This is a genomic window from Caballeronia calidae (genome assembly GCF_900044055.2).
Classification (GTDB): Bacteria; Pseudomonadota; Gammaproteobacteria; order Burkholderiales; family Burkholderiaceae; genus Caballeronia; species Caballeronia calidae.
This window is the reverse complement of record NZ_FCOX02000082.1, coordinates 1-25,892: the sequence shown is the minus strand read 5'-3', so window position 1 is coordinate 25,892 and position 25,892 is coordinate 1. Positions and strand designations below refer to the sequence as shown.

Annotated in this window: 25 protein-coding genes and 1 pseudogene; 22 read left to right on the top strand and 4 right to left on the bottom strand. The window is 60.1% G+C overall.

Going from position 1 to position 25,892, the window contains the following annotated elements:
- Nucleotides 1-285: 285 nt before the first annotated feature.
- Nucleotides 286-1,164, bottom strand: coding sequence for a LysR family transcriptional regulator (locus tag AWB78_RS36865; RefSeq protein ID WP_062611652.1), 879 nt, complete (start codon nt 1,162-1,164; stop codon nt 286-288).
- Between the two features lie 264 nt (nt 1,165-1,428).
- Here AWB78_RS36865 and AWB78_RS36860 point away from each other — a divergent pair, with 264 nt between their 5' ends.
- From AWB78_RS36860 to AWB78_RS36810, 11 genes are all read left to right on the top strand, one after another.
- Complete coding sequence (locus AWB78_RS36860) at nt 1,429-2,232, top strand: sulfite exporter TauE/SafE family protein (protein WP_062611651.1); 804 nt, start codon at nt 1,429-1,431, stop codon at nt 2,230-2,232.
- A gap of 101 nt (nt 2,233-2,333) precedes the next feature.
- Entirely contained in the window at nt 2,334-2,615 is a 282-nt protein-coding gene (locus tag AWB78_RS36855) for a UxaA family hydrolase (protein WP_062611650.1), read from the top strand.
- A gap of 49 nt (nt 2,616-2,664) precedes the next feature.
- On the top strand, nt 2,665-3,840 hold the full coding sequence (locus tag AWB78_RS36850; RefSeq protein WP_062611639.1) for a UxaA family hydrolase: 1,176 nt from the start codon (nt 2,665-2,667) through the stop codon (nt 3,838-3,840).
- A 144-nt stretch (nt 3,841-3,984) separates the two neighbouring features.
- A complete protein-coding gene (gene dctA, locus AWB78_RS36845) occupies nt 3,985-5,256 on the top strand; it encodes a C4-dicarboxylate transporter DctA (protein ID WP_062611649.1) in 1,272 nt (423 codons plus the stop codon).
- A 98-nt stretch (nt 5,257-5,354) separates the two neighbouring features.
- A complete protein-coding gene (locus AWB78_RS36840) occupies nt 5,355-6,074 on the top strand; it encodes a succinate dehydrogenase/fumarate reductase iron-sulfur subunit (protein WP_062611654.1) in 720 nt (239 codons plus the stop codon).
- Nucleotides 6,074-6,421, top strand: a complete 348-nt coding sequence (locus tag AWB78_RS36835) for a succinate dehydrogenase/fumarate reductase transmembrane subunit (protein ID WP_062611648.1) — start codon at nt 6,074-6,076, stop codon at nt 6,419-6,421. Before AWB78_RS36840 ends, AWB78_RS36835 begins: the two co-directional genes overlap by 1 nt.
- Nucleotides 6,421-6,774: a succinate dehydrogenase/fumarate reductase transmembrane subunit gene (locus AWB78_RS36830; protein WP_062611647.1), complete on the top strand. Its 354-nt coding sequence runs from the start codon at nt 6,421-6,423 to the stop codon at nt 6,772-6,774. The genes AWB78_RS36835 and AWB78_RS36830 overlap by 1 nt, the downstream gene beginning before the upstream one ends.
- A 48-nt stretch (nt 6,775-6,822) precedes the next feature.
- Complete coding sequence (locus tag AWB78_RS36825; RefSeq protein WP_062611646.1) at nt 6,823-7,698, top strand: fumarate hydratase; 876 nt, start codon at nt 6,823-6,825, stop codon at nt 7,696-7,698.
- A gap of 4 nt (nt 7,699-7,702) precedes the next feature.
- Nucleotides 7,703-8,317 carry a fumarate hydratase C-terminal domain-containing protein gene (locus AWB78_RS36820; protein WP_062611645.1) on the top strand — a complete coding sequence of 205 codons (615 nt, stop codon included), beginning with the start codon at nt 7,703-7,705 and terminating at the stop codon, nt 8,315-8,317.
- On the top strand, nt 8,314-10,071 hold the full coding sequence (locus AWB78_RS36815; RefSeq protein ID WP_062611644.1) for an L-aspartate oxidase: 1,758 nt from the start codon (nt 8,314-8,316) through the stop codon (nt 10,069-10,071). Before AWB78_RS36820 ends, AWB78_RS36815 begins: the two co-directional genes overlap by 4 nt.
- Before the next feature lie 8 nt (nt 10,072-10,079).
- Entirely contained in the window at nt 10,080-11,711 is a 1,632-nt protein-coding gene (locus AWB78_RS36810; RefSeq protein ID WP_062611643.1) for a thiamine pyrophosphate-binding protein, read from the top strand.
- 27 nt (nt 11,712-11,738) lie between these two features.
- Here AWB78_RS36810 and AWB78_RS36805 read toward each other — a convergent pair whose 3' ends face one another.
- Entirely contained in the window at nt 11,739-12,623 is an 885-nt protein-coding gene (locus tag AWB78_RS36805) for a LysR substrate-binding domain-containing protein (protein ID WP_074173623.1), read from the bottom strand.
- Nucleotides 12,624-12,722: 99 nt separating this feature from the next.
- On the opposite strand from AWB78_RS36805, the gene AWB78_RS36800 reads away from it, so the two are divergent.
- The 3 genes and pseudogenes from AWB78_RS36800 to AWB78_RS45975 all read left to right on the top strand — a co-directional run.
- Complete coding sequence (locus tag AWB78_RS36800; protein ID WP_062611641.1) at nt 12,723-13,247, top strand: GNAT family N-acetyltransferase; 525 nt, start codon at nt 12,723-12,725, stop codon at nt 13,245-13,247.
- Nucleotides 13,244-14,470 carry an MFS transporter gene (locus tag AWB78_RS36795; protein WP_198399423.1) on the top strand — a complete coding sequence of 409 codons (1,227 nt, stop codon included), beginning with the start codon at nt 13,244-13,246 and terminating at the stop codon, nt 14,468-14,470. Before AWB78_RS36800 ends, AWB78_RS36795 begins: the two co-directional genes overlap by 4 nt.
- 50 nt (nt 14,471-14,520) lie before the next feature.
- A pseudogene (locus AWB78_RS45975) lies at nt 14,521-14,801 on the top strand (integrase core domain-containing protein); the annotation flags it as partial.
- On the opposite strand, the gene AWB78_RS36790 reads toward AWB78_RS45975, so the two are convergent.
- Complete coding sequence (locus tag AWB78_RS36790; RefSeq protein WP_062611640.1) at nt 14,746-15,501, bottom strand: GntR family transcriptional regulator; 756 nt, start codon at nt 15,499-15,501, stop codon at nt 14,746-14,748. The pseudogene AWB78_RS45975 and the gene AWB78_RS36790 overlap by 56 nt on opposite strands.
- A 239-nt stretch (nt 15,502-15,740) precedes the next feature.
- Here AWB78_RS36790 and AWB78_RS36785 point away from each other — a divergent pair, with 239 nt between their 5' ends.
- The 5 genes from AWB78_RS36785 to AWB78_RS36765 all read left to right on the top strand — a co-directional run bounded on the left by AWB78_RS36785 (nt 15,741) and on the right by AWB78_RS36765 (nt 21,137).
- Complete coding sequence (locus AWB78_RS36785; RefSeq protein ID WP_044043862.1) at nt 15,741-16,010, top strand: UxaA family hydrolase; 270 nt, start codon at nt 15,741-15,743, stop codon at nt 16,008-16,010.
- Between the two features lie 49 nt (nt 16,011-16,059).
- The gene (locus AWB78_RS36780) at nt 16,060-17,235 is read left to right on the top strand and encodes a UxaA family hydrolase (protein WP_062611639.1); all 1,176 of its coding nucleotides are present in this window, start codon (nt 16,060-16,062) and stop codon (nt 17,233-17,235) included.
- A 155-nt stretch (nt 17,236-17,390) separates the two neighbouring features.
- A complete protein-coding gene (gene dctA / locus AWB78_RS36775; RefSeq protein ID WP_062611638.1) occupies nt 17,391-18,698 on the top strand; it encodes a C4-dicarboxylate transporter DctA in 1,308 nt (435 codons plus the stop codon).
- A complete protein-coding gene (locus AWB78_RS36770) occupies nt 18,695-19,738 on the top strand; it encodes an Ldh family oxidoreductase (protein ID WP_062611637.1) in 1,044 nt (347 codons plus the stop codon). The genes dctA (AWB78_RS36775) and AWB78_RS36770 overlap by 4 nt, the downstream gene beginning before the upstream one ends.
- A gap of 124 nt (nt 19,739-19,862) precedes the next feature.
- Entirely contained in the window at nt 19,863-21,137 is a 1,275-nt protein-coding gene (locus AWB78_RS36765) for a cation:dicarboxylate symporter family transporter (RefSeq protein ID WP_062611636.1), read from the top strand.
- An 8-nt stretch (nt 21,138-21,145) separates the two neighbouring features.
- Here AWB78_RS36765 and AWB78_RS36760 read toward each other — a convergent pair whose 3' ends face one another.
- Nucleotides 21,146-22,201 (bottom strand): LacI family DNA-binding transcriptional regulator, encoded by a 1,056-nt coding sequence (locus tag AWB78_RS36760; protein ID WP_062611635.1) that lies wholly within the window; start codon nt 22,199-22,201, stop codon nt 21,146-21,148.
- A gap of 237 nt (nt 22,202-22,438) precedes the next feature.
- Here AWB78_RS36760 and hpsN point away from each other — a divergent pair, with 237 nt between their 5' ends.
- From hpsN to AWB78_RS36745, 3 genes are all read left to right on the top strand, one after another.
- Entirely contained in the window at nt 22,439-23,752 is a 1,314-nt protein-coding gene (gene hpsN, locus AWB78_RS36755; protein ID WP_062611634.1) for a sulfopropanediol 3-dehydrogenase, read from the top strand.
- Nucleotides 23,753-23,782: 30 nt separating this feature from the next.
- A complete protein-coding gene (locus AWB78_RS36750) occupies nt 23,783-24,550 on the top strand; it encodes an SDR family NAD(P)-dependent oxidoreductase (RefSeq protein WP_062611633.1) in 768 nt (255 codons plus the stop codon).
- Nucleotides 24,551-24,640: 90 nt separating this feature from the next.
- Entirely contained in the window at nt 24,641-25,822 is a 1,182-nt protein-coding gene (locus tag AWB78_RS36745; protein ID WP_074173621.1) for an MFS transporter, read from the top strand.
- Nucleotides 25,823-25,892 lie beyond the last annotated feature (70 nt).

The window sequence follows — 25,892 nt, the reverse complement described above, 5'->3', positions numbered from 1 at the left end:
CAACGAAAGACGCGACTTGCGCCGAGAAAGCGCTTTGTCAATTCGAGTGGCTGTGCGTTTTGACACGGTCTGGGCCAGGAAGCGACATTCGTTGAGTTCGGCCGCACCATTTTTGAATGGCCGCTCCGCAGTCCGGACCTGCCTTTTCAGTTCGAAATCACACGGCTTGACCGCTTGACCGCTTGAGCGGGCCGACGTCGTCGCTGAATGGCATCGACACCGCGCGTGCGGAAGGCGATCCAATGAAGTTGCTGATCGACGGTCTCTCTTCAGAGGAGGCGGTCGTCAGCCTTGATCGAAGTATTTCTTGATTGCGTCGGTGAAATTCATGCGTCCATGGCTGGCGCGTTCAAGCAAGCCTACATGCCGTCGAACATCTACGCCCTCAAGCGGGAAGAGTTCGAGCGCGTCGTCTTTTTCCCACGCGACGTTCGCCAGCTTTGGAACAATCGAGATCCCGAAGCCCTGACGGACGAGTGCGATGATCGCCTCGATCGAGTTGAGTTCCATGGCTTCGTTCACTTGGACCGCGCACCGCTTGAGTACGTCCTGAACTAGGATGCCCGTCCAAGTGCTTCGCTCGAATCTCATGAAAGGAGCTATCTCGAGCATTTGTTGCGGGTCCTCTGGCAGATCGAAGTGAGGAGATCTTGGCACGATTAGGACCATCGGCTCGGAGTAAAGCGGGCACCAGTTAAGACTTGATGGAAGAGGTTTGGGTGACTGGGTGACGACGGCGGCGTCCAATTCGCCGCTCTCCACCTTGAGTGCAAAGTCGCTCGACATCCCTGCCAACAAATGTACATCGAGACTCGGGTATCGGCGCCTAATGGACCATAGAGCATCCGCGAACGCACCCATGAGTGCGGAGACCAACGCACCAATGACGACAGTGCCAGACATCTCTCCACCGCTGACCGACGCCTCCAGCAACTCATACTGACTTACGACCTGCTCGGCCCGACGCACCAGGGAGCGACCGACCGGATTCAACACGACAGCCCGAGCGCTTCGGTCAAACAGTTGAACGCCCAGTTCTTCTTCGAGCGACCGAATCTGCAGTCCAACGGCGGCCGGCGTCAACCCTACCTGATCTCCTGCAGACGCGAAGGTGCCGCAGCGAGCGACGGTGAGAAAAATCTTCAGAGTTCTGATCGACGGCATTCCACTCCTCGCAGCGAGTCTGGCAATACTAAAGCATGACTTTTGCTAAGGCCAATAATTACTCGGTTTTTCTTTACTCGAGTCCCGATCATAATCCTTCCAACACAAGAGAAAAAGCCCTACAACACTCGGAGACACCGCCATGAGTACGCAAAACCGTGCGCCGACACTCATCAGCGAGCCGTCACCGCTTTTGCTCGCCCCGCATGATGTTAAACACTGCGACATCGACCGCTCCTGCGCCGCCCGTCGCGCGGCACGGCCGTGATCGGCTCGCTCTTCAGCACGGTTGACTCCCTCAACTCTGCCGCTTGGCTTGGGCTCACAGTCGGTCAGCTGCTAGTCGCGGGATTGAGCGTCTCCGTCGGCTATTTCGTCTACGGATTGACTGGTTTCGGTTCATCAATCGTTGCAATCCCAGTGCTCACGCAAGTCGTGGCCCTGCGAACCGCGACGCCTGTGATGTTGATTTTGGATCTGGCCGCTGGGTTGCTCGTAGGGATGCGAGGTATTCGACTCGTATCGGCGGCGGAACTGCGTCGGTTAATGCCGTGGCTGGTGATCGGCTTGTTGTCAGGTGTTTTTGTGCTCGTCGCGGCGCCTGAGGGACCATTGAAGCTACTGCTGGGAGGGACGCTACTCATTTATTCGTCGTGGCGTTTGGTGTCGCGCCAAACTTTCAGCACAATCGGGCCGGCGTGGTCTGTGCCGTTAGGGCTTGCTGGGGGCTGTTTGACCGCTATTTTCGGAACAGGTGGACCTCTCTACACAATTTACTTGGCTGGTCGGCTCAGCAATGCTGACCAACGCCGGGCAACGATCAGCACGCTGATTACGATTACGGCATTGCTTCGACTGCTAATGTTCAGCGCATCTGGTCTGTACAAGAACCCTGAGGTGCTGATGCTAACGCTCTGCCTATTTCCTTGTGGTGCGATTGGCCTGTGTCTGGGCACGTGGTTTCGCGGAAGAGTCTCGCCGGCGCGACTGCTTAAAGCGCTTTGGTTGGTGCTGCTCGTATCCGGTATCAATCTTTCAGCGAGCACCGCACTCGGTCTTTTCCTTTGAGAGGCTGAGCAAGCGACAAAATTTGGAGCGATCAGACCGACGTTCGAAGGCGCTTGTGGATATCAAAGGCTTTAACCATCTTTAACGATGAGGAGTATTAAATGATTCACGCCGTTTTGCATGAAGCTAAAGACACGGTTGGCGTTGCTGTCGTGGAAGGCATCACCGCGGGGATGACCCTCAACGCCTGGATTATGGACGAGGACGAGATCGTCACGGTCAACGCGAAACAGGACATTCCGATTGGCCACAAGGTGGCGCTGAAAGACATGAGCGTGGGTGACACGGTGTTCAAGTACGGCGTGGATATCGGCAAGGTGGTTGCGCCCATCACGGCGGGCGAGCACGCGCACGTGCACAACATCAAGACGAAGCGCTGGTAATCAATCAGTCGCATCCGTCTTCATTCACCCCCACATCGAGAGAGACATCATGAGCGTGATTCAACTGGACACTACTTTCCGCGGCTATCGCCGTGAAAACGGCCGCGTCGGCGTGCGCAACCACGTCATCATCCTGCCGGTGGACGATCTGTCCAATGCCGCAGCACTGGCCGTGGAGACAGCGATCAAAGGCACGATGGCGATTCCGCATCCCTACGGCCGCCTGCAGTTCGGCGCTGACCTCGATTTGCACTTCCGCACGCTGATCGGCGCGGGCAGCAATCCGAACGTCGCGGCGGTGATCGTGATCGGCATCGAGGAAGGCTGGACCAAGCGCGTGGTCGACGGCATCGCCAAGTCGGGCAAGCCGGTGATGGGCTTCGGCATCGAGCTGCACGGCGACCATGACACGATCATGCGTGCATCGAAGGCCGCGAAGGAAATGGTTCAGTACGCGACCGCGCTCGAGCGCGAGGAATGCCCCATCAGCGAACTGTGGGTATCGACGAAGTGCGGCGAGTCGGACACGACCTCGGGCTGCGGCGCGAATCCGACGGTCGGCAATGCGTTCGACAAACTCTACGGGCTCGGCAACACGCTGGTGTTCGGCGAAACGTCGGAACTCACGGGCGGCGAGCAGATCGTAGCTGCGCGCTGCGCGAACGACGGCGTGCGCGAGCGCTTCCAGTTCATGTTTGACCGCTATCAGGACATGATCAACCGCTGGAAGACGGACGACCTCTCCGAGTCGCAGCCGACCAAGGGCAATATCGCCGGCGGCCTCACGACCATCGAAGAAAAGGCGCTTGGCAATATCCAGAAGATCGGCAAGAAGTGCATGGTCGACGGCGTGCTCGACAAGGCGGAGGAGCCGACGCATTCGGGTCTGTGGTTCATGGACTCATCGTCGGCCGCAGCGGAAATGGTGACGTTGTGCGCGGCCTCGGGCTTCGCGGTGCACTTCTTCCCGACGGGGCAGGGCAATGTGATCGGCAATGCGATCGTGCCGGTCATCAAGATCTGCGCGAACCCGCGCACCGTTCGTACGATGGGCGAGCATATCGACGTGGATGTGTCCGGTATCTTGCAACGCGAGCAGAACCTCGATCAAACCGGTGACAAGCTGCTCGAATGCATGCTCGCCACGGCTAACGGTCGCTGGACGGCCGCTGAGACGCTCGGCCATCGTGAGTTCGTGCTTACTCGTCTGTTCGAAAGCGCGTAAGCCGCATTGTTCACGAGGAACATTCCTAGAATAGAGATGCGCCTGCTTATTGCACCGCCCTAGAAGAGGCGAACAAGGCGCGGCCCAGGAACGCGCTCATCGAATCTCAAGAACCGTTGAGAGCGATGAGCCGAAGGAGACACTATGCTTCGCCGTAGCTTGAGACACATCTATGTGCAGGTGCTTATCGCGATCGTAATTGGTGTTCTGATTGGTCACTTCTTCCCGACCTTCGGACAAGCGTTGAAGCCGATGTCGGATGCGTTTATCCGCCTCGTAAAGATGATCACGCCTCCGCTCATCTTCACAACGATCGTCTGTGGAGCGTCACAGATTGGTGACCTCAAGTCGCTGGGGAAAGTCGCCGGAAAGACTTTCATCTACTTCGAAGTGGTTACCACGCTGGCTCTGCTGGTCGGCATGCTCATGGTGAACCTGCTCGCACCGGGCGCGGGGTTGAATCTGCAGGTTGGCACGACTGACACGCATGTCCTGGCGCAGTATCAGACTTCGGTGCACCACGGAAGCGGCGGCCTCGTCGATTTCTTGCTGAATATGATTCCGAGCAGCTTCGTGAGCCCGTTTGCGTCGGGTGACATGCTGCAGATCGTCGTGGTTGCGTGCCTCTTTGCGATCGGCCTGTCATATCTGGGCCCCAAAGGCCAGTCACTCCTGTCCTTTTTCGAGTCTGTCTCTGACGTCTTGTTTCGTATCGTCGCACTGATCATGCGTCTAGCTCCACTCGGCGCGCTCGGTGCAATGGGCTTCGCCGTAGGCAAATACGGTCTGTCTGCGCTGCACTCGTTGGGCATGCTGCTGATCACGGTTTACGTTGCGACGATCTTCTTTTTGGTCGTGGTAATCGGAACGATTTGCCGGATGAGCGGCTTCAGTCTCTGGAAACTGCTGGGGCATCTGAAGGGCGAGATCTTGCTGGTGCTCGCTACGACCTCGTCAGAGTCGGTCTTTCCACAACTCATCAAGAAGTTGGAAGGACTCGGCTGTCCAAAGCAGGTCGTGGGCATCGTCATGCCGATGGGTTACTCGTTCAATCTTGACGGTACGTGCGTCGCTCAGGTGATTTGCGCCATGTTCATTGCGCAGGCGTACGGCGTGCCGATGACGTGGGAGCAGCAAATCGCACTCATGGTTCTCTCGATGATTAGCTCAAAAGGCGCGGCTGGCGTATCCGGTGCGGGGTTTGTCACCCTGCTTGCGACCTTGACGGCCTTCAAACACATTCCGATAGAAGGGGCGGCATTGATTCTCGGCGTCGACCGCTTCATCTCCGAGATTCGGGCAGTCACCAACATGATCGGCAATGCCGTGGCGACGCTCGTCATCTCGGGGCTGGAAAAGGAACGCGATGAAACGAAAATGGCGTTCGTGCAGAAGCGACGAACTGCGGAAACCTAAATAAAACCTTTATCTAATCCGCAGAATTATTCGCTTTTTCTTTGCATTGCTTGCGCGCAGACTTCTCTCAGGCGATGCACAACACCACCAGAGACGACATGAGCAACAAGACACTCCGTGTGAAGGTTTGGAGGGGGCGGACCTCCGGCGAACTGGTTTCCTACGATGTGCCCCGGTTCACCAACCAGACCGTGCTGGACGTCGTGATGTATATCCAGCGCAATCTCCAGCCGGATTTGGGATTCCGATATGCGTGTCGGGTGGGGATGTGTGGATCGTGCGCGATGAACGTGAACGGCAAAGCGCGCTGGACTTGCCGAACGCACGTATCGAAGGTCGCGGTCGATCAGGAGTTGGAGATCGCACCACTCTCCAATTTGCCGGTCATCAAGGACCTGGCGACGAACATGGAGCAGTTCTTCGACAAATGGGCGGGAGCGAAGGGGCAGTTTAGAGGCGATCTGACACGCAAGGATGACTTCGCCAAAGTTTCGCCGCAAAGCAAGAAGCGTGAAGCAGCCGATGCCGGCATCGAATGTATCGGTTGCGGCGTGTGTTACTCGTCCTGTGACGTCGTGACATGGAGGCCCGATTATCTCGGACCTGCGGCCATGAACCGTGCGTGGACCTTGATGAATGACGAGCGTGACACCAAAGGCACGGAACGCCTGCGCGCAGTCGCAGGTGACGCCGGATGCCACTCCTGTCACACGCAAGGCTCTTGCACGGAGCGTTGCCCTAAGCAACTGTCGCCGACTGCGGGCATCGCAGGATTGAAGCGGATGGTCATGAAGGCCGCCATCGACGGAGACCTGTGATGCAAGCACTTTCTTTGCGAACGCAGGCTCGCTTGTGGTACTGGCAGCGCATGAGCGCGATGGTGCTCGCCGCATGCGTCGTCCTTCACATTGTCGTTATCGTGTACGCCGTTCATAGCGGGCTCAGCGAGCAAGCCATCCTCGGACGGACGCATCAGAACTGGTTCTTCGCCGGGTTCTATACGCTCTTTGTCCTGGCCTGCGCGGTTCATGTACCGATCGGCCTTCTGAGAATCGCCGAAGAGTGGCTCGGATGGCGGGGACGCTCTGCTCACTTTGCATGCGGGATTGTGACGCTTGGCTTGGTTGCGCTCGGCCTGCGGGCGGTGATGGGGGTAATCCTGTGATGAGAAAGAACGACTTCCGTGCCAAATCTCACCCCGCGTACTGGGCCTTTTTCGTCCATCGCCTGTCGGGACTTGCGCTTGCCTTCTTCATCCCAGTGCATTTCTGGGCGCTCGGCAAAGCGCTCTCGCATGACGGCTCGCTGGATGGCTTTCTGCACTTCACCGACAGACCGCTATTCAAGTTCGCCGAGTGGGGATTGGTCATCCTTCTCTCGCTTCATTTGATGGGCGGATTGCGGCTGCTGGCGATCGAGTTCCTGCCGTGGAGCGGTCTGCGAAAGAACTGGCTCGCACTAGGCGCAGGAGCGAGTGCATGCACTGGCCTGGCTTTCCTTTTGGCGCTCGTTCACTGAAGTCCGCCCGAACAACCACACCTTACAATCAAAGTTGGAGACGAGAACATGAAACTCGACCTGAAAGCTGTCGAGGAGGCAGCTAAAGAGCTTTATATCCGCGCGTTGAAGATCCTTCCGCCAGATGTGAAAGCAGGCATCGAAACGCTCTCGTCGAGTGAGACGTCTTCGGTTGCGCAACGCGTGCTCGGGACGATGAAGACGAATATTCGTGTCGCCGAGGAAACTGAAAATCTGCTCTGTCAGGACACAGGCATTCCGATCTACAACGTGAGCATCGGCCGAAGTGTGGAGTTTGACGGCTTTGAAGTGAAGGAAGCTATCCGCCGCGGCTGCGAGCGGGCGACGAAAGAACATCCGCTGCGCTCGTCCGTGGTTCATCCTCTCACGCGAAAGAACAACCACACGTCGTGCGGAATCGAGGTTCCGGTGATTCATATCGACTTCTCGGCCGAGCCGAAAAAGGTGTCGCTGGAAATGGTGCCGAAGGGAAGCGGCTCGGAAAACAACTCGTTCCTGAAAATGGCCGTTCCAGCTGAAGGCATCGACGCGATCAAGACTTTTGTTATCGATTGCGTGGTCTCGGCCGGTGGAAAGACTTGCCCGCCGACGATTGTCGGTGTGGGGCTTGGCGGTACATCCGACCTTTCCGTGGCGCTCGCCAAGCGCGCGGCGACCCGGGAGCTCGGCACTCACTGCGAGGACCCCGAAGGCGCGGCACTCGAAAAGGAACTGTCCGCTGCGGTCAACAAGCTCGGTATCGGACCGCAGGGCCTGGGCGGCGACAGCACTGCGTTCGCGGTACATATCGAACTTGCTTCCACACACATCACGATGAATCCGATCGCGGTGAACATGCAATGTCACTCGGCTCGCCGTGCAAAGGCGGTTTTCTCGAACGAAGGCATTACTTACGGATTCTGACGCCATGGCTCACTACGAACTCGCCACTCCGGTTGACGAAGCCACGATCCGCAAACTGCGCGTCAACGACACGGTCACGCTTGAAACAACGCTTTACGGCATTCGCGACGCAACGCAGATTCATCTGTTCGACAAGGGACGAACAACTGACTTCGATCTGCGTGGGCACGCGGTCATCCACACCGCTCCCAATGTTCGAAAGGTCCCACCCAGCGCCGAGTATCCGGCAGGCTACCAACCGATCTGTATCGGAACAACGACGTCGGATCGCATGGAGCGCTTCACCCGGCCGCTCATGGAACAGTACGGCGTTCGGATGATCGTCGGGAAGGGCGGTTTGCGCGATGGATCGAAAGCGGCCTTCAAAGAACTCGGCGGTGTATACCTTGCCATCATCGGCGGTACGGCGGCGCTCGAGACGACCTGGATCGAGCGAATCGAAGCCGTCGATCTCGACGATCTCAATCCCGAGTCGCTGTGGCGATTCAAAATCAAGAGCTTTGGGCCTTTGCTCGTCGCGATGGATAGCGAAGGCACCAGTCTCTACGATGCGGTAAAGGATGACACCGCCAAGCGTCGAGCGGTTGCGCTCGAAAGCCTCGGAGTGCAAGTATCATGAACGTCAAACGAATCCAGACCGATATCCTCATTCTCGGCTCGGGCGGCGCCGGCCTCTTTGCCGCGCTGCACGCGCATCAGAACGCGCCGCAATTGTCGATTACCGTTGCGGTGAAGGGCCTCTTAGGGAAATGCGGCTGTACGCGTATGGTTCAGGGCGGATACAACGTGGCGTTGGCGCCGGGTGACTCCGTCGAACGCCATTTCATGGACACGATCGAAGGCAGCAAGTGGCTGTCGAATCAGGAACTGGCGTGGACGTTGGTGAGCACGGCAGTCGAACGCGTCCGCGAGCTCGAAAATGAACTGGGCTGCTTCTTCGACCGCAATCCCGATGGGTCGATACATCAGAAGGCCTTCGCCGGGCAAACGTTCGACCGGACCGTCCACAAGGGCGACCTGACAGGCATCGAAATCATCAACCGCCTTGCTGAACAGGTTTGGAGCCGGGGCATTAACCGGTTGGAAGAGCATCGCGCGATCGAACTGATCAAGACGCCCAGCGGCGATGGTCTTGCCGGCGTGCTCATGATCGACATGCGAAGCGGCGAGTTCGTGTTCGTGCAGGCCAAGGCGGTATTGCTCGCAACCGGCGGCGGCCCGACCATGTATAAGTATCACACGCCTTCTGGTGACAAGAGTTGCGACGGGCTGGCGATGGCGCTGCGCGCGGGGCTGACGCTGCGGGACATGGAGATGGTGCAGTTCCACCCAACCGGGCTTCTCGCAGGGAGCCACACGCGCATGACCGGCACCGTCCTCGAGGAAGGTCTGCGAGGGGCGGGAGGGCAGCTTCTCAACGGTCAGCATGAGCGTTTTATGCATACGTACGACCCCCGCGGCGAGCGTGCAACGCGCGACATCGTCTCGCGCGGGATCTATTCGGAAATGCGTGCCGGTCGCACGTCGCCAAACGGCGGTGTCTATATCAAGATGAGCCACCTCGGCCCTGACAAAGTCCGCAAGCAATTCAAAGGCATGGTCGAGCGCTGCGCCGACTGCGGATTTGATCTTGCGGGTGGCGAAGTCGAAGTCGTGCCGACCGCGCACTACATGATGGGCGGCGTGGTGTTCAAGGCGGATTGCCAGACGGAGTTGACCGGGCTGTTTGCCGCAGGCGAGGACACGGGTGGCGTGCACGGGGCGAACCGCCTCGGCGGCAACGGTGTTGCCAACTCGACCGTGTTCGGTGGCATCGCTGGCGACAGCATGGCGCGTTGGGTGCAGGCCAACAACGGCTATCGCGCGCCGGATGAGCAGTCGATCTTCGCAGCCATCAAAGAGGCGGAGCGACCGTTCGCCAAGACAGGCAAGGACCTCGAGTCGATCCGGGAGTCGCTGTTCGACTGTATGTGGAAGGACGTTGGCATTATCAGGAGCCAGGATGGCCTCGTGAAGGCTAGAGACTGCCTCTCCGCGATGCAGGCAAAGCTGATGGATACGGGCGTCGTCGACGGCGATCGCGCGCTGAACGCGCAGTGGCATGACTGGCTGAACCTGAGGAATCTGATTTCTGTCAGCCGCGTTATTACGGAAGCAGCGCTTGCGCGCGACAATTCCCGTGGGGCGCATTTCCGTGAGGACTTCCCGGCGGCGGGGGACCTTGAATCTTCCACCTTTACGACCGTGAGACTTTCGGGAGAAAAAGTGGAAATTGCGAGGCAGCCCGTGCAGTTTGTCATTGTGAAGCCCGGCGAGACTGTGCTGCAGGAAGAAGACGCGGCGGTGCCTAGGCCGCCCGTTCCGGCAACTTGAGATTCGTAATGACTAAGACTCGTGGCGCAGACCTACTCGCGCAGCCCTTGCTTCGGGCCGGTGTCCGGCAGATTTTCACGCTCTCCGGCAATCACATCATGCCGGTGTTCGATGCGTGTTTTGAGGCCGGCATCAGGCTGATACACACGCGGCACGAGGCGGCCGCCGTTCACATGGCCGACTCATGGGCGCGGGTGACGGGTGAGGTCGGCGTGGCCATGGTCACTGGTGGACCCGGGCATGCGAACGCCGTCTCGGCGTTATATACCGCGCGCATGGCGGAGTCGCCGGTGGTTCTGCTCTCCGGGCACGCGCCCAATGGGCAACTTGGCATGGGCGCGTTCCAGGAAATGGATCAAGCAGCGGTTGCCGCGCCGTTGGTCAAGAAAGCGAGTGCGTTACGCTCGTTCAATAGCGTCCCCGCCGATGTCGCGCTTGCGCTCCAACGGGCAAAGGGCGGACGCCCGGGGCCGGTCCAATTGAATTTGCCCGTCGATGTCCTCGACGCTACCGGCAGTCCTGAGTTCGAGGTTGGGAACGAATCGTTCGAGCCGCCAACTCAGGCGCTCCAACCGGCTGCCTGCAAATCGATACGTCGGCATCTGGAATCTGCATCACGTCCCTTGATTCTCGCCGGCCCTGCTTTTTGCACGCGTACGGGACGGCAGCGGATCGCCGAGTTGAGAAAGGCGTGCGGCATCCCGATTGTGTGCACGGAGAGCCCGCGCGGAATCAACGACCCGAGCCTCGGTGCCTTTGCGGAAATGCTCGCCGAAGCGGACTACGTGCTGTTGCTCGGCAAGCGACTCGATTTCACGTTGAGCTTCGGGGCCGCGCCTGCATTCTCGTCCAGGTGCCGCTTCATGCAGATCGACCCGGAGTGGGAAGAGATCGAGCGCACTCAGCGTGCGGTCGGTGATCGACTCGTCACGAAGGCGCTGGCCGACCCGTGGGCCGCGCTGGACACGATTCACGCGTGCTTTGCAGAAGAAAAACGCGCTGCCGACGCCTGGACGAAAGAAGTGGAGGCGGCTGTGTCGTACCGGCCGCAAGCATGGCCTGGCCGGACTGACTCTGGTCCGTTGCACGCGGCAACCGTCTGTGCCGCGGTTCAGCCCATTCTCGACAGTGATCCCGACGCCGTGTTCGTATCCGATGGTGGCGAGTTCGGTCAATGGTCGCAGGCCTGTCTGAGCGCTCGGACCCGAGTGATGAACGGTGTGGCGGGTTCGATCGGCGCCGCGCTGCCCTTTGCCATCGCAGCACGACTGGCTCGGCCCAAAGCGCCCGTCATTGCTACGCTGGGAGACGGAACGTTCGGCTTCCACGCATCCGAGATGGACACTGCTGTGCGTTATGGTCTCTCGTTCGTGGCAGTCGTGGGCAATGACGCGTGCTGGAACGCAGAGCACCAGATTCAGATGCGCGAGTACGGTGCGGATCGTTTGGTCGGCTGTGATTTGCTCCCTACGCGGTACGACAAGGTGACCGAGGCATTCGGCGGCTACGGGCGAATCGTGACAAAACGGAAAGAATTGGCGCCGGCCTTGAACGCGGCGCTCGCCTCAAATCTGCCTTCATGCGTGAATGTTCAGATTAGCAACGCGCCCGCGCCCATCGTTCGTCGCGCGGCTCGATAGCCGTAAGGCTGCTGTCGAGGTGGCCCGTCAATCGTTTCTGCTTCGCGAGCCTTCATCCAAAAGCCAGGCTTTCACAGCTAGCACCTCTCGTTCGCCGACGCCTGGACGCATGAGCACGTAATACCGTCCGGATTCAGCGCGCATGTCGGGAAAGGGCGCGAACAAACGTCCAGACCCGAGCTGTTTGCGCGCGAACAATAGCGGCATGACCACCGAGCCGAGCCCGTCTTCCGCCGCCTGTAGCGCGGCGAACGTGTGGTCCAGCGTCGTTCGTTTTAACGGCGCCGAGGCAGGAAGGCCGTAACGCTTCGTCCAGGTTGGCCACAGATCCTCCCGAGCGCGGATGTGCAGGGTCGGCGCCCGCAGGAGTTTCTCGGGCGACGTGAGATCGTGTTCGTCGGCAAACTGGCGATTGCATAGCGGCACGCACCATTCCGTCATGAATGGCTCACTGGCCAGACCGGAAAAATGCCGCGTGTCTCGACGGATCGCGAGATCGAACGATCCAGCGGGATCGACCGGACCGATGCTGGTCGTAATGTCGATGCGCGTGTCGGGATGCTCCGCGCGATAGCGGGAAAGCCGTGGCGTGAGCCAATACATCGAGAGCGTGGGCACGCAATCGATGCGAACAAGCGTCTGTTGGATGTCACGTCCTAATGCGTCGCCCGCTTCAGCCAACTCGGCAAAGATCCGGGCGACGGATGCTGCGTACCGCTCGCCAGCGGAGGTCAATATGACTTTGCGATGATGCCGCGTGAACAGCTCCACGCCCAGATGCGCTTCGAGCAGCCTGATTTGCCGGCTCACGGCGCCTGTTGTGACACAGAGATCCTCCGCGGCCAATGTGAAGCTTGCGAATCGGGCTGCGGCGTCGAAGGCGCGCAGTGCAGTCAGGGGAGGAAGTCGCATAGTTGGTTGAGTATAAGTCAACCAAGTGAGGAAAAGACATCGTTTGTCAGCGTTCTAGACACCCCATAGCATTTAGCGCATTGAGAGTGGAAAACAATCATGAGCCAATGCACTGAAATCCTCCTGGTCCGGGCGGCCTGCCTGTCAGACATTGAGGAGATCGCGCGGATCTACGCCTACTACGTGACGAACACGACCGTTACGTTCGAAACTGTCCCGCCCTCGATTGAAGAGATGAAGCGGCGATTCGACGATGTTGTCGCCGCCGGCGCGCCCTATCTGGTGGCCGTCGAGGACGACCGTATTCTGGGCTATGCCTACGCAGCGCCTTTCAAGCCGCGTGCGGCGTATGCCAGAACGGTCGAGCACTCTGTCTATCTCGCGTCCGACGCGGCAGGACGGGGAATCGGACGCCGGCTGCTCGAAGAGCTAGTCGTAGCGTCTCGTGACCGAGGTTTCACCGAGATGATTGCGACAGTCGCCGGTGACGGCAATCACGCCTCGTTGCGCCTTCACGCACGATGCGGGTTCGTGCCGGCAGGCATCTTGAGGAATGTAGGCTTTAAGCACGATCGCTGGCTTGACGTCACGCTCCTGCAACGGTCGCTCAGAGGCGCGGAGTGAGTCGGCTCACACTTTTATGCGCGGGCCGCGCCGGCACCTGTATGGGCACCATGGCTTTCGCCGGCGCGTTACCGGTGCTGCGGAACGCCTGGCATATGGATGCCGCGACAGCCGGATCGATTCAAACCGCCTTTAATCTCGCGAATGCCGTCGCGTTGCTCGTCGCAGCGTGGTTGTGCGACAGCTTCGGCGCGAGGCGCGTGTATCTCGTGTCGACTTGGGCAGGCGCCGTGGCGCTTGGCTTTTTCGCGATGTTTGCACGGTCGCCGCATACCGCGCTGATCTCGATTGTCCTCGTGGGACTTACTCAAGGCGGCTCGTACGCACCGGCGCTGATCCTGGCGAGCGAATTGAGTCCCCCGTCGCGACGAGGCAGTGCAATAGGCATGATGCTCGCTGCTGGTTCGCTTGGCTATTTACTGTCGCTGTTTTTTGCCTTATGGGGGACGCAAACCTTCGGGGTGGCTGCGGGATTCGGCGTGTGCGCGTTAGGCGTGGTCATGGGCGCTTCGGCAGGCCACATATGTCTCACGGGCGCTTCGCCAAGCGAACGCGAACAAACCGCGAGGCCTCGAGCGCGACCGGAGTCCCTCAGTTGGCGGGGCATGTTCACCCCGGTAGCACTGTGTTTGTTGGTGGGGTACGTGGCACATTGCTGGGAACTGTTGGGTCACTATGCCTGGACACCTTCGCTCCTCGCTCATGCTGTCGCCCCGCTGAAGCTGAGCGCACCTTGGGCCGCGCTGCTGATTGGAGCGGTCATACACCTTTCGGGCATGGTCTCGACTGCCGTCATCGGAGTGGTGTCCGACCGATGGGGCCGTTCGAAGGTTTTGATATGGGTTGCAGCAGCGGGGGCATTGTGTTCCGTGCTGATGGGCTACGCAACGCAATGGGGCCCGGCGTGGACCATCTTCATTGCGATGATGGGAAGCTTTTTTATTCTTGGTGACTCAGGCGTTCTATCGGCTGCAATGACAGATGAGGTGTCGCCATGCCACATAGGACGCGTTATGGGGGTGCGCTCTGTGGTCGGCTTCGGCGCCGGTGCTTTGGCACCCACTGCGTTCGGTGCCGTGTATGACGTTACGCATGAATGGACGTTGCCTTACGCGACTCTGGCGATTGGAGGCATCTGCGCGTGCGTTGCCGCCATTTTGCTTAACCAGTTGATTGTCCGCTCTCGATTACCGATCCGGCCATTCGAGAGCGGAAACGCCTAACATCGGCTGTGGTCGAGAAGCGAATCGGGCCTGAGCGAAGTAGGCAATTTGCGGGCATCGAACCGTCGTTGGGCATCCGGGGAGACAGCTATGACAACGCGCTGGCTGAAACGATGAAGGGCTTGATTAAGGCTGAACTGATTCATCGCCGCACCTGGGAACGCGGAAATCCGTGAACTGGCACCGCTGCAGTGGGTGGCCTCGTTCAATCAATCGTCGGTTGATGGAACACCTCGGCTATATTCCGCCCGCCGAAGCTTCGAACTTCGAGCAGTCTAGCTCTCGCCATCCTTCATCTTACTGGCGATGTACTCGTATTCCTCCGTGTTGATACGAGTCAAGCGGTATTCCACCGGCTTCTGGTTGAGCGAATAGGCGATGCGCTCGACCTCCAGGACCGGACTGGCAACGTCGATCTTGAGTAGTTCGCTTTCGAGTTCACTCGCTCGGGCGATGCGTAGGCGCTCATCGGTGCCGGTCACGTTGATGCCGAACGCGTCCTGATAGAAGTTGTACAGCGTATCCGTCCGGTCGCGCAGCATCGTCTCGGTGAGGTCCGGGAATGTCGCCTCGGGGAGCATGACCGTGTCGATAACCACGACTTTGCCGTGCAACGCCAGCGCGTTCGTAAATACGAAAAGGCGGGCGCCGCTTTCGATCCCGAGTTTCGCCGCAATGAGCGCGGATGCCTTCGTCTTTTTGAAGTTGACGAGTGTGACCGCGGGATAAGTGCGCTCGCCGTCGCGCCGCACTACCCGGAAAAATCGGAAGAAATGGCGATCACGCCGATGCTGCGCAACGAAGGTGCCCAGCCCTTGGTGGCGAATGAGGATCTTCTCGGCGCACAGTTCGTCAATCGCCTTTCGCAGCGTGCCGATCGATACGCCGAATCGCTCCGCCAGGCGCTTCTCCGACGGAATGACCTCGCCGCCTTTCCATTCCTGCGCCGTCAGCGCAGCGAGCATCGCCTCTTTGACTTCCTTGTACCGCGTGCCGCCCAGGCTCGTTGGCATGACCGTGACTGTGCTCATCACGTCTCCCTAACTTGATTTTTCCATGACGTCAATTGTACCTTCTCGCGCGAAAGATTTAAAACATATAGATGACCTAGTTGACATGGATGAGATGCACGCCTAGTATGCATTCAACGGACGGCGCCAAGCGAGTTGGCCTCCGATTCTTCAACCAGGAGGAGCAAATGAACCAAGCAGCAGCGGGAGTAACCAGTGCAGCGAAGGGCGATGCAAGTGAGCGCAAGACGATCCACATCGTGCTGCATGAAGCCAAGGACACGGTCGGCGTTGCGGTAGTTGAGGGAATCAGGGCGGGTTCGCAGCTCAATGCATGGATCATGGACGAGGACGAGATCGTCACGGTCAACGCGAAACAGGACATTCCGATTGGCCACAAGGTGGCGCTGAAAGACATGAGCGTGGGTGACACGGTGTTCAAGTACGGCGTGGATATCGGCAAGGTGGTTGCGCCCATCACGGCGGGCGAGCACGCGCACGTGCACAACATCAAGACGAAGCGCTGGTAATCAATCAGTCGCATCCGTCTTCATTCACCCCCACATCGAGAGAGACATCATGAGCGTGATTCAACTGGACACTACTTTCCGCGGCTATCGGCGTGAAAACGGCCGCGTCGGCGTGCGCAACCACGTCATCATCCTGCCGGTGGACGATCTGTCCAATGCCGCAGCACTGGCCGTGGAGACAGCGATCAAAGGCACGATGGCGATTCCGCATCCCTACGGCCGCCTGCAGTTCGGCGCTGACCTCGATTTGCACTTCCGCACGCTGATCGGCGCGGGCAGCAATCCGAACGTCGCGGCGGTGATCGTGATCGGCATCGAGGAAGGCTGGACCAAGCGCGTGGTCGACGGCATCGCCAAGTCGGGCAAGCCGGTGATGGGCTTCGGCATCGAGCTGCACGGCGACCATGACACGATCATGCGTGCATCGAAGGCCGCGAAGGAAATGGTTCAGTACGCGACCGCGCTCGAGCGCGAGGAATGCCCCATCAGCGAACTGTGGGTATCGACGAAGTGCGGCGAGTCGGACACGACCTCGGGCTGCGGCGCGAATCCGACGGTCGGCAATGCGTTCGACAAACTCTACGGGCTCGGCAACACGCTGGTGTTCGGCGAAACGTCGGAACTCACGGGTGGCGAGCAGATCGTAGCTGCGCGCTGCGCGAACGACGGCGTGCGCGAGCGCTTCCAGTTCATGTTCGACCGCTATCAGGACATGATCAACCGCTGGAAGACGGACGACCTCTCCGAGTCGCAGCCGACCAAGGGCAATATCGCCGGCGGCCTCACGACCATCGAAGAAAAGGCGCTTGGCAACATCCAGAAGATCGGCAAGAAGTGCATGGTCGACGGCGTGCTCGACAAGGCCGAAGAACCGACGCACTCGGGTCTGTGGTTCATGGACTCGTCGTCGGCCGCGGCGGAAATGGTGACACTGTGCGCGGCGTCGGGCTTCGCGGTGCATTTCTTCCCGACGGGGCAGGGCAATGTGATCGGCAATGCGATCGTGCCGGTCATCAAGATCTGCGCGAATCCGCGCACCGTTCGTACGATGGGCGAGCATATCGACGTGGATGTGTCCGGTATCTTGCAACGCGAGCAGAACCTCGATCAAACCGGTGACAAGCTGCTCGAATGCATGCTCGCCACGGCCAACGGCCGCTGGACCGCCGCCGAAACGCTCGGCCATCGCGAGTTCGTGCTCACGCGTCTGTTCGAAAGCGCGTAAGCCCGAGGCGACGCACACTGATCGACGCGTAGAAGCAGACAACGAGCAGTCCCCGCCCGGTGCGCGCACCGGTTCGGCAGCCGTCACAGAAGCGGCGCGAACCGGGTTCGCGCCCGTCGTCACATCTTGCAGCAGCGAGTGGAGGAGACACCATCTTGCGCGTGCTCAAGCATCTCTACGTCCAGGTCCTGATCGGACTGGCCGCCGGCATTCTCGTCGGCTACCTGGCGCCGACACTCGGCGTGCAATTCAAGCCTCTCGGCGATACCTTCATCCGTCTGATCAAGATGCTCATCACGCTCCTGATCTTCTGTACGGTGTCCGTGGGTATCGCGCGTATGGAAAGCCTCAAGCAGGTCGGACGCGTCGGCTTCAAGACCATTCTGTATTTCGAGGTGGTGACGACAATCGCGCTCGTCATCGGGCTGGTCGTTGCGAACATCGTGCACCCGGGTGCCGGTCTCGACATCGATCCCAAGACGCTCGATCCCGGCGCCGTCTCGCATTTCGTCACCGAGGTTCACACGGCGGAACACAAGAGCCTGCTCGAAGAACTCGTGCCCAATTCGGTCGTCGGTGCGTTCGCGCGCGGCGATCTCCTGCAGGTGCTGCTATTCTCGGTGCTGTTTGGCGTCGCATTGTCGCTGATGTCCGAGCGCAGCAAGTTCCTTGCGCAAGGCATCGAACAACTGGGCGACGCGCTGATGCGCATCGTCGAGATGATCATGCGTCTCGCGCCGCTCGGCGCGTTCGGTGCGATCGCGTTCACGGTGGGCAAGTACGGCATCGGCACCTTGCAGCAACTGGGCTTGCTCATCCTTTGCTTCTACGTGACGAGTATTCTTTTCGTCGTGCTCGTGCTGGGCACGGCATGCCGATGGGCGGGCGTGAGTCTGTGGTCCCTGCTGCGCTACCTGCGCGAGGAACTGCTGATCGTGCTCGGCACGTCGACGACAGAGTCCGTGCTGCCCCGGTTGATGGAAAAGCTCGAACGCATCGGCTGTCCGAAGTCGGTCGTCGGCCTCGTACTGCCGACTGGATATTCCTTCAATCTCGACGGTGCGGCCATCTATCTGACCATGACGTCGTTGTTCATCGCGCAGGCGACCAACACGCATCTCACGCTGATGCAGCAACTCGGCCTGCTCGCGATCCTTCTGCTTACGTCGAAGGGCGGCGCGGGTGTGGCGGGCGCGGCGCTGGTCGCGTTGACGGCAACGCTGTCGTCGCACAACATCATTCCGGTGGCGGGCATCACGCTGATCATCGGCATCGACCGCGTGCTCAACGAGATCCGTGCGCTTGTGAACATGATCGGCAATGCGGTGGCAACGCTGGTGGTCGCGCGCTGGGAAGGCGTGTTCGATGTCGAGACGGCGCGTGCCATACTCGCCGATCCACGCGCTGCCCTCGAAGAGGACACGGGCATGTTGATCGGGCCGGCGCAGGACTTGCAGAAATGACCGCATCCCACAACATCGCCGTCACGCCCGACGCGCTGCACACACTGGCGCGCCGCGCCCTGCTCGAAGCGGGCGCCACCGATGCCACCGCTGAAGCCACCGCGAAAGCGCTCATTTATGCCGATACGCGTGGACTCTCGTCGCACGGCGTCGCGCGCCTGCCGATGTATCTCGCGCAGTTGCGCAATGGCCGCGTGGACGCCGCGGCGGTGCCTGCCATCGTGCGCGACAAGGGCGCGGCGTTTCTCGTCGATGCCGCCGATGGCCTTGCGTTCGACGCCTGCGCGCTCGCAATCTCGACCGGTATCGAACGCGCGCGCACGTTCGGCACCGCGGCGGCGAGCGTCACGCGCAGTCATCACTTCGGCGCCGGTGCTTACCATCTCGAAGCGGTCGGCCGCGCGGGCCTGGTCGGCCTCGCATTCAGCAACGCGCCGGGGTCGATGCCCGTGTGGGGCGGCAAGCATCCTTTGCTCGGCACCAATCCGATTGCCGCCGTGTTTCCGCGTGCACGTGCCGAGCCGTTGATGATCGACTTGTCACTGTCGCAGGTAGCGCGGGGCAAGATCATGGTCGCGGCGCGTGACGGCAAGCCCATCCCGGAAAGCTGGGCGACGACCATCGACGGCGAGCCGACTACCGATGCCCACGCCGCGCTCGGCGGCATGATGCTGCCCTTCGGCGGCGCGAAGGGGGCGGTGCTGGCACTGATGGTCGAACTGCTCGCGGCCGCCCTTTCTGGCGCGCAATTCGGCTCGGAAGCGGGTTCGTTCCTGACCGAAGAAGGACCGCGCTCGCGGGTCGGACATTTGTTCTGGCTGCTCGACCCCGATGCGCTGGCGGGATCCCATGTCTACCAGCAACGCATCGAGACGCTCATCGAACTGATGCTCGCGGACGACGACGTACGCCTGCCCGGTTATCGACGCCATGAGATTGCGGCGGAAAACGAGCGCAAGGGCATCGCGCTGAATCGCAAGCTGTTCGATCAGTTGCGAGCGCTCGCAAACGAAGCAGCCGACAGGGTCGATGCACGCTGACATCCGCCAGACGGCTGCAGCACGACCTTAAGGTTCGACGACACCCGATCAGGAAGCACGACGACACCAAAGCCCTTTCCCCAGCGATATTGAACAGGCGCCTTCAGGACGCCCGGAGACAAGCATGCGAAAGATATTTCGTCAGATTTACGTGCAGGTTCTCATCGCAATCGTAGCCGGCGCGTTGCTCGGCCATTACTTTCCCCATGCCGGGCAAAGCGTCGCGCCGCTCAGTACGGCGTTCATCAAACTGGTGAAGATGGTGACCGCGCCGCTCATCTTCGTCACGATCGTGCTCGGTGCGAAGGAGATGGGCGGGGCGGGGGCGCTCGGACGCATCGGCGGTAAGTCCATCATCCTGTTCGAACTGACGACGACCATCGCCTTGCTGATCGGGCTGTGGGCGGTCAACGCCATCCAGCCCGGCGTGGGGATGAACCTCACGCCCAGTTCGATCGATGCGAGCGTACTGGACGGCTACGAGCGATCGCTGCATGCTTCTTCCGGCGGTGTGATGGGATTTCTGCTCGGCATCATTCCCGACAGCGCGGTGTCGGCGTTCGCGAACGCCGACATGCTTCAGGTCGTGCTGTTTTCGACGCTCTTCGCGATCGGCTTGTCGCGTGCGGGCAAGACAGGGGAGACGGCCTACAAATTCTTCGAAGGCGTTGGTAGCGCGCTGTTCGGCATCGTGCGTATCGTGATGCGGCTCGCGCCCATTGGTGCATTCGGCGCGATGGCCTATGCGGTTGGCAAGTTCGGCTTCGGCACGATGAACTCGCTGTTCATGCTGCTCGTCACGGTGTATGCGGCGACGCTCGCGTACATCGTGCTGATACTCGGCGGGATCTGCCTGATGTGTGACGTGAGCTTGTGGCGTCTGCTCAAATACATTCGTGGCGAGATCCTGCTGGTGATTGCCACAGTGTCATCCGAAGCCGCATTTCCGCAACTCGTGAAAAAACTCGAAGCGCTTGGCTGCCCGACGGGCGTGGTCGGTATCGTCATGCCGATGGGGTACACGTTCAATCTCGCAGGGACGTGCGTTGCGCAGGTTATTTGCGCAGTGTTCATCGCCCAGGCGTTCGGCATTCAGCTGTCGGTCGCTGAGCAAGCGGTGCTCGTCGGCATTTCGATGCTGACCTCGCGAGGCATGGCAGGCGTGGCTGGCGCGAGCTTCATCTGCTTGCTCGCGACACTCGCCGCGTTCAAGCACATACCTATCGAAGGCGCGGCCATCGTGCTGGGCGTCGATCGCTTCATCGCCGAAATCCGCGCAACGACAAACATGATCGGCAATGCCGTGGCCACCGTGGCCGTCGCTCATTGGGAGCGACAGCGTGACGACGTGTGCATGCGGGAAACGCTCGGAATGCCTCCTAAGGCCGTGACCCGATAAACGAGCGCTCAGACGGGCGCGGGGCCGCTGGTTCCGCGCACGACGAGTTCGATCGGCAGACATACATCCGCTGGCGGGCGATGAGTAGTCAGCCAGTCGAGCAACGTAAGCGCCGCCCGTTGCCCGAGTTCATAGGTCGGCAGCAATACGGTCGAGAGCCCGGGCGTGATTTGCGACGAGATGGGCAGGTTGTCGCAACCGACGATCGAGAGCTCATCCGGAATCTTTATATTCAGCGATTGCGCTTCGAACAACGCGCCGAGCGCGAGCACGTCGTTGCCACAGAACACGGCAGTGGGGCGCGGGCGCAGTTGCATCAGATGCTTGAGTCCGGCACGACCTCCATCGAACCCGAACGGTTGTTCAATCACGTTTGCTTCGGGCAATCGTATGCCTGCCTCAGCGAGTTCGCTACGAAAGCCATCGACCCGATGACGCGCGCGATCGTTCTGGCGCGTCATCCCTGAGATCATGCCGAAACTCCGATGACCAAGAGACAGCAGATGCTCCGCTGCAAGCTTCCCGATCAACCTGTTGTCGAAACCGATGAGCGGTGCCGTCGTCGTCAAAATCTCGCTTGCGGTAGCGGCATTGGTCCAGGTGATGAGCACAGGAATTCGGCTGGCCCGCACCATATCCCATGTTTCATGCGCGTGTTCGGCGCCGACGAGCACGAGCGCATCCACCGCCCGTTCGAGCAGAGCGTGTACCGCCTCCGTTTCAGCCGCGAGGCTGTATTCGTGCGCGGAGATCAACAATTGGTACCCTGCATTCGAAAGCGTGCTCTGAAGTCCCTGAACGGCGCGCGCAAAGATCGCATTGTCAAGCGTTGGGACGATAGCGCCGACCATACGGGCGCGGCCTGACGCCAGCGCCCGAGCGGCACCGTCCGGGACATAGCCGAGGCGCGCAATCGCTTGCAAGATTCGTTCGCGCGTGTTGCTTTTTACCATGTCCGGATTCGAGAGAGCCCGCGACACCGTGGCCGTCGACACGCCGGCTAGCGCGGCTACATCGGACAATCGTGGTCGCTCGACGTTAGTCGTTTCAATTGCGTCGTTCATCGTAACGATTCTGCGTTGGTCAGTCTGGGATGAAGCATCCCACCGACACGGAAGCAGCCTTATAGGTATCAATACCGATTCAAACTGAAACTCGTGGTTTTATTATAGATGCAAGCGCTTGCATTTATACGGCAAGCGACCGCAGATGCCGGCCTAGTTACCGGCTTATTTTTCTTGTGAAAATGCAAGCGCTTGCATTCAGGCGTGACCGAGTATCTTCCCTATCAGGAGCGGACCATGACGGTTTTTTATCTGAAGAAAGCCACCAAGACCCCGGAAACCGAAACGGCCACGGCCCAGCGCGTCGTGACGGAGATGCTGGCCGAAATCGAGACCAACGGCAAAGCGGCGGTGCGGGCGTACGCGAAGAAACTCGATCACTGGGATGGCGACATCATCGTGCTGCGGGAAGAGATCGAGCGCCGCGCGCGCGAAGTTCCGCAGCATATCCGCGACGACATCGACTTCGCCGTGAAGCAGGTTCACGACTTTGCTGTCGCGCAGCGCCGCTCCATCGAAGATTTCTCGGTGGAACTGCACCCCGGCGTGACGGCGGGGCAGCGTGTGATCCCGGTCAATGTGGTCGGTTGCTATGCGCCGGCGGGTCGATATGCCCATATTGCTTCGGCCTATATGGGCGTTGCGACCGCCAAGGCTGCGGGCGTGAAAACGGTTATCGCATGCTCGAGCCCGTTCCGCGGCGGTGGCATTCATCCGTACGTGCTCTATGGCTTCAAGGCCGCGGGCGCCGATGTGGTGATGACACTTGGCGGCGTGCAGGCGATCGCGTCGATGGCATATGGCCTTTTCACGGGCAAGCCTGCCGATGTCGTCGTCGGCCCTGGCAACAAGTTCGTCGCGGAAGCGAAGCGTACTCTGTTCGGTAAGGTCGGCATCGACGTCTTCGCCGGTCCATCGGAAGTCGCCGTGATTGCCGACGACACCGCCGATCCGGCCATCGTCGCAAGTGACCTGGTGGGACAGGCCGAACACGGACATGAATCTCCTGCGTGGCTTTTCACCACGTCGAAAGCGCTGGCGGCCGAAGTCATGGCACTCGTGCCGCGCCTGATCGACGATTTGCCGCCGACCGCACGCGACGCTGCCGCGGCTGCATGGCGCGACTACGGCGAGGTCATTGTCTGTGACACACGCGAAGAAGTGGTCGAAGTGTCGGACCGGTATGCGTCCGAGCACCTCGAAGTGCATACGGCGGATCTTGAATGGTGGCTCGAGAACCTGACCTGTTACGGTTCGCTGTTCCTGGGCGAGGAAACGACTGTGGCGTTCGGCGACAAGACCAGTGGCCCGAACCACGTCTTGCCGACCAAGGGCGCTGCGCGCTACTCGGGCGGCTTGTCGGTTCACAAGTTCGTCAAGACACTCACGTGGCAGCGCATGACGCGCGATGCCGCGCGACGCATCGGCGAAGTGACCGCTCGCATCTCCCGCCTCGAAGGCATGGAAGCTCACGCGCGCACGGCGGACGATCGTCTGAAGAAGTACTTCCCGAACGAGCAGTTCGAAAAGGGCGACGCTGTGCAGGTCTGAGTTCGATAACGCACGACGACGGAGTGAACGATGGAACTCGCTAGCATGTTCAGTCTTGAAGGACGCGTTGCGCTCGTGACCGGAGGAAATGCCGGCATTGGCCTCGAGATCGCGAGCGCGCTGGGACGCGCCGGAGCGCGCGTGGTAATCGCGGCCCGACGCGAAGGCGCATTGCGTGACGCAGCAGCAACCCTCGCGGCCCAGGGCATCGGAGCGGGTTTCATCGTCGCCGACGTCAGTTCGCCTCAGGCTGCGATTCGGTGCGCAGAGGAGGCGCTCGAGCAGCATGGACGCGTCGATATTCTCGTGAATGCTGCCGGCGTCAATTTGCGTCAGCCTTTCGCCGAAGTGACTCCCGAGACCTGGCAAACGCAATTGGCGCTTCATCTTGGCGCGCCGTTCTTTCTCACACAGAAGCTCGCGCCGCTCATGCGAGCGCATGGTTGGGGACGCGTCATCAATATAGCGTCGCTTCAATCGTATCGGGCGTTCGCCAATAGCGCGCCCTACGGCGCAGGCAAGGGCGGCGTGGTCCAGCTCACGCGAGCGATTGCGCAGGAGTGGGGACGCCACGGAATCACGTGCAATGCCATCGGCCCGGGGTTTTTCCCTACGGCGCTCACTGCGTCCGTGTTCGCCGATGAAGCGCTTGCGAGCAAGCATGCCGACCAGACATGCATCGGCCGCAACGGCAAACTTGAGGACATCGACGGCCTGGCCGTGTTTCTTGCGAGCGATGCATCCAGCTATATCAGTGGTCAAACAATCATGGTCGACGGCGGGTACACCGCACGTTGATTGACAATGGTGGAGACAACCATGTTGATACAGGACAGTCGTAGTCAAGGGCGGGGCTTGCCGGGCGCGCCCCCCGTCGCAGAAGACGCAATGCAAAGCCGTGCCGCACTAGGTTCCGAGAATCTCAGAGCCGTCACGATCTCAAGCGTGCTCGGTGCAGTAATCGAGTGGTACGACTTCTTTCTCTACGGTGTCGTCGCGGGACTCGTTTTGAATCGGTTGTACTTTCCGCAAGCGGACGCCGTTGTCTCGACGATGCTCGCGTACTCCACGTTTGCGCTCGGCTTTGTCGCACGGCCAGTGGGCGGTGTACTTTTTGGCCATTTCGGCGACCGGCTTGGTCGAAAGAAAATGCTCATGCTCACGCTGCTTCTGATGGGCGGCGCGACAGTCATGATCGGCTTGATTCCAACCTACTCGTCCATTGGCATCGCAGCGCCGCTGCTTCTGCTGGCATGTCGCATCGTACAAGGCATCGGACTGGGTGGAGAGTGGGGAGGCGCCGTGCTGATGACGTATGAATCCGCACCCGTGGCGAAGCGCGGCTACTATGCGAGCTTGCCCCAGATCGGGATGTCGCTTGGACTTGTCCTCGCTTCGGGCGTGGTCGCCATTCTGTCCTACGCGCTCGACGATGCCCAGTTTCTCGCCTGGGGCTGGCGTTCGGCCTTCATCGCAAGCGGCGTGCTCGTGATCCTCACCTTCTACATGCGAAAGCACGTGGCCGAGACCGACGATTTCAACAAGGCGAAGAAAACGAAGCATGATGCGCTGCCGATCATCGATGTGTTCCGGAAGTATCCGCGCACGGTGCTGGCCTGCATGGGCGCACGTGTCATCGACGGTGTGTTCTTCAACGTCTTTGGCGTCTTTTCGATCCACTATCTCACCGAGACGCTGCATTTCCCGCGAACGACCGCGCTGCTCGGCGTGGTGTTCGGCGCTGCGGTGATGACGTTCTTCATTCCCTTTTGGGGTCGAGTGTCGGATAAGGTGGGACAGCCGGTCGTCTATGGCACGGGAGCATTGCTCGCAGGTCTTTCGGCCTATCCGGCGTTCATGCTGATGCACAACTCGGCCCATTCAGCATTGCCCGTCTGGGTCGCAATCATCATCCCCTTTGGGGTGTTCCATGCTGCGGTGTTCGGCACCATGTCGTCGCTATTCTCCGAGGCTTTCGAGCCGGACGTGCGCTACAGCGGTATTTCCTTCGTCTATCAGTTTGCGGGCGTGTTCGCCGGAGGATTGACGCCTGTGGCGGCGACTTACTGACCGGTGCACCAAATACTGCCTCGTGCGTTAGAGAAGTATGAATACGAAAACTGATGCGCGAAAACTGGAC

Excerpts from the sequence above, each read along its gene's own strand:
- AWB78_RS36820 (WP_062611645.1), top strand. The coding sequence starts at position 7,703 with ATGGCTCACTACGAACTCGCCACTCCGGTTGACGAAGCCACGATCCGC.
- AWB78_RS36770 (WP_062611637.1), top strand. The coding sequence starts at position 18,695 with ATGACCGCATCCCACAACATCGCCGTCACGCCCGACGCGCTGCACACA.
- AWB78_RS36865 (WP_062611652.1), bottom strand. The coding sequence starts at position 1,164 with ATGCCGTCGATCAGAACTCTGAAGATTTTTCTCACCGTCGCTCGCTGC.
- AWB78_RS36835 (WP_062611648.1), top strand. The coding sequence starts at position 6,074 with ATGCAAGCACTTTCTTTGCGAACGCAGGCTCGCTTGTGGTACTGGCAG.
- AWB78_RS36825 (WP_062611646.1), top strand. The coding sequence starts at position 6,823 with ATGAAACTCGACCTGAAAGCTGTCGAGGAGGCAGCTAAAGAGCTTTAT.
- AWB78_RS36790 (WP_062611640.1), bottom strand. The coding sequence starts at position 15,501 with ATGAGCACAGTCACGGTCATGCCAACGAGCCTGGGCGGCACGCGGTAC.
- AWB78_RS36855 (WP_062611650.1), top strand. The coding sequence starts at position 2,334 with ATGATTCACGCCGTTTTGCATGAAGCTAAAGACACGGTTGGCGTTGCT.
- AWB78_RS36760 (WP_062611635.1), bottom strand. The coding sequence starts at position 22,201 with ATGAACGACGCAATTGAAACGACTAACGTCGAGCGACCACGATTGTCC.
- AWB78_RS36745 (WP_074173621.1), top strand. The coding sequence starts at position 24,641 with ATGCAAAGCCGTGCCGCACTAGGTTCCGAGAATCTCAGAGCCGTCACG.
- dctA (WP_062611649.1), top strand. The coding sequence starts at position 3,985 with ATGCTTCGCCGTAGCTTGAGACACATCTATGTGCAGGTGCTTATCGCG.
- AWB78_RS36815 (WP_062611644.1), top strand. The coding sequence starts at position 8,314 with ATGAACGTCAAACGAATCCAGACCGATATCCTCATTCTCGGCTCGGGC.
- hpsN (WP_062611634.1), top strand. The coding sequence starts at position 22,439 with ATGACGGTTTTTTATCTGAAGAAAGCCACCAAGACCCCGGAAACCGAA.
- AWB78_RS36765 (WP_062611636.1), top strand. The coding sequence starts at position 19,863 with ATGCGAAAGATATTTCGTCAGATTTACGTGCAGGTTCTCATCGCAATC.
- AWB78_RS36800 (WP_062611641.1), top strand. The coding sequence starts at position 12,723 with ATGAGCCAATGCACTGAAATCCTCCTGGTCCGGGCGGCCTGCCTGTCA.
- AWB78_RS36780 (WP_062611639.1), top strand. The coding sequence starts at position 16,060 with ATGAGCGTGATTCAACTGGACACTACTTTCCGCGGCTATCGGCGTGAA.
- AWB78_RS36850 (WP_062611639.1), top strand. The coding sequence starts at position 2,665 with ATGAGCGTGATTCAACTGGACACTACTTTCCGCGGCTATCGCCGTGAA.
- AWB78_RS36830 (WP_062611647.1), top strand. The coding sequence starts at position 6,421 with ATGAGAAAGAACGACTTCCGTGCCAAATCTCACCCCGCGTACTGGGCC.
- AWB78_RS36805 (WP_074173623.1), bottom strand. The coding sequence starts at position 12,623 with ATGCGACTTCCTCCCCTGACTGCACTGCGCGCCTTCGACGCCGCAGCC.
- AWB78_RS36810 (WP_062611643.1), top strand. The coding sequence starts at position 10,080 with ATGACTAAGACTCGTGGCGCAGACCTACTCGCGCAGCCCTTGCTTCGG.
- AWB78_RS36750 (WP_062611633.1), top strand. The coding sequence starts at position 23,783 with ATGGAACTCGCTAGCATGTTCAGTCTTGAAGGACGCGTTGCGCTCGTG.
- AWB78_RS36840 (WP_062611654.1), top strand. The coding sequence starts at position 5,355 with ATGAGCAACAAGACACTCCGTGTGAAGGTTTGGAGGGGGCGGACCTCC.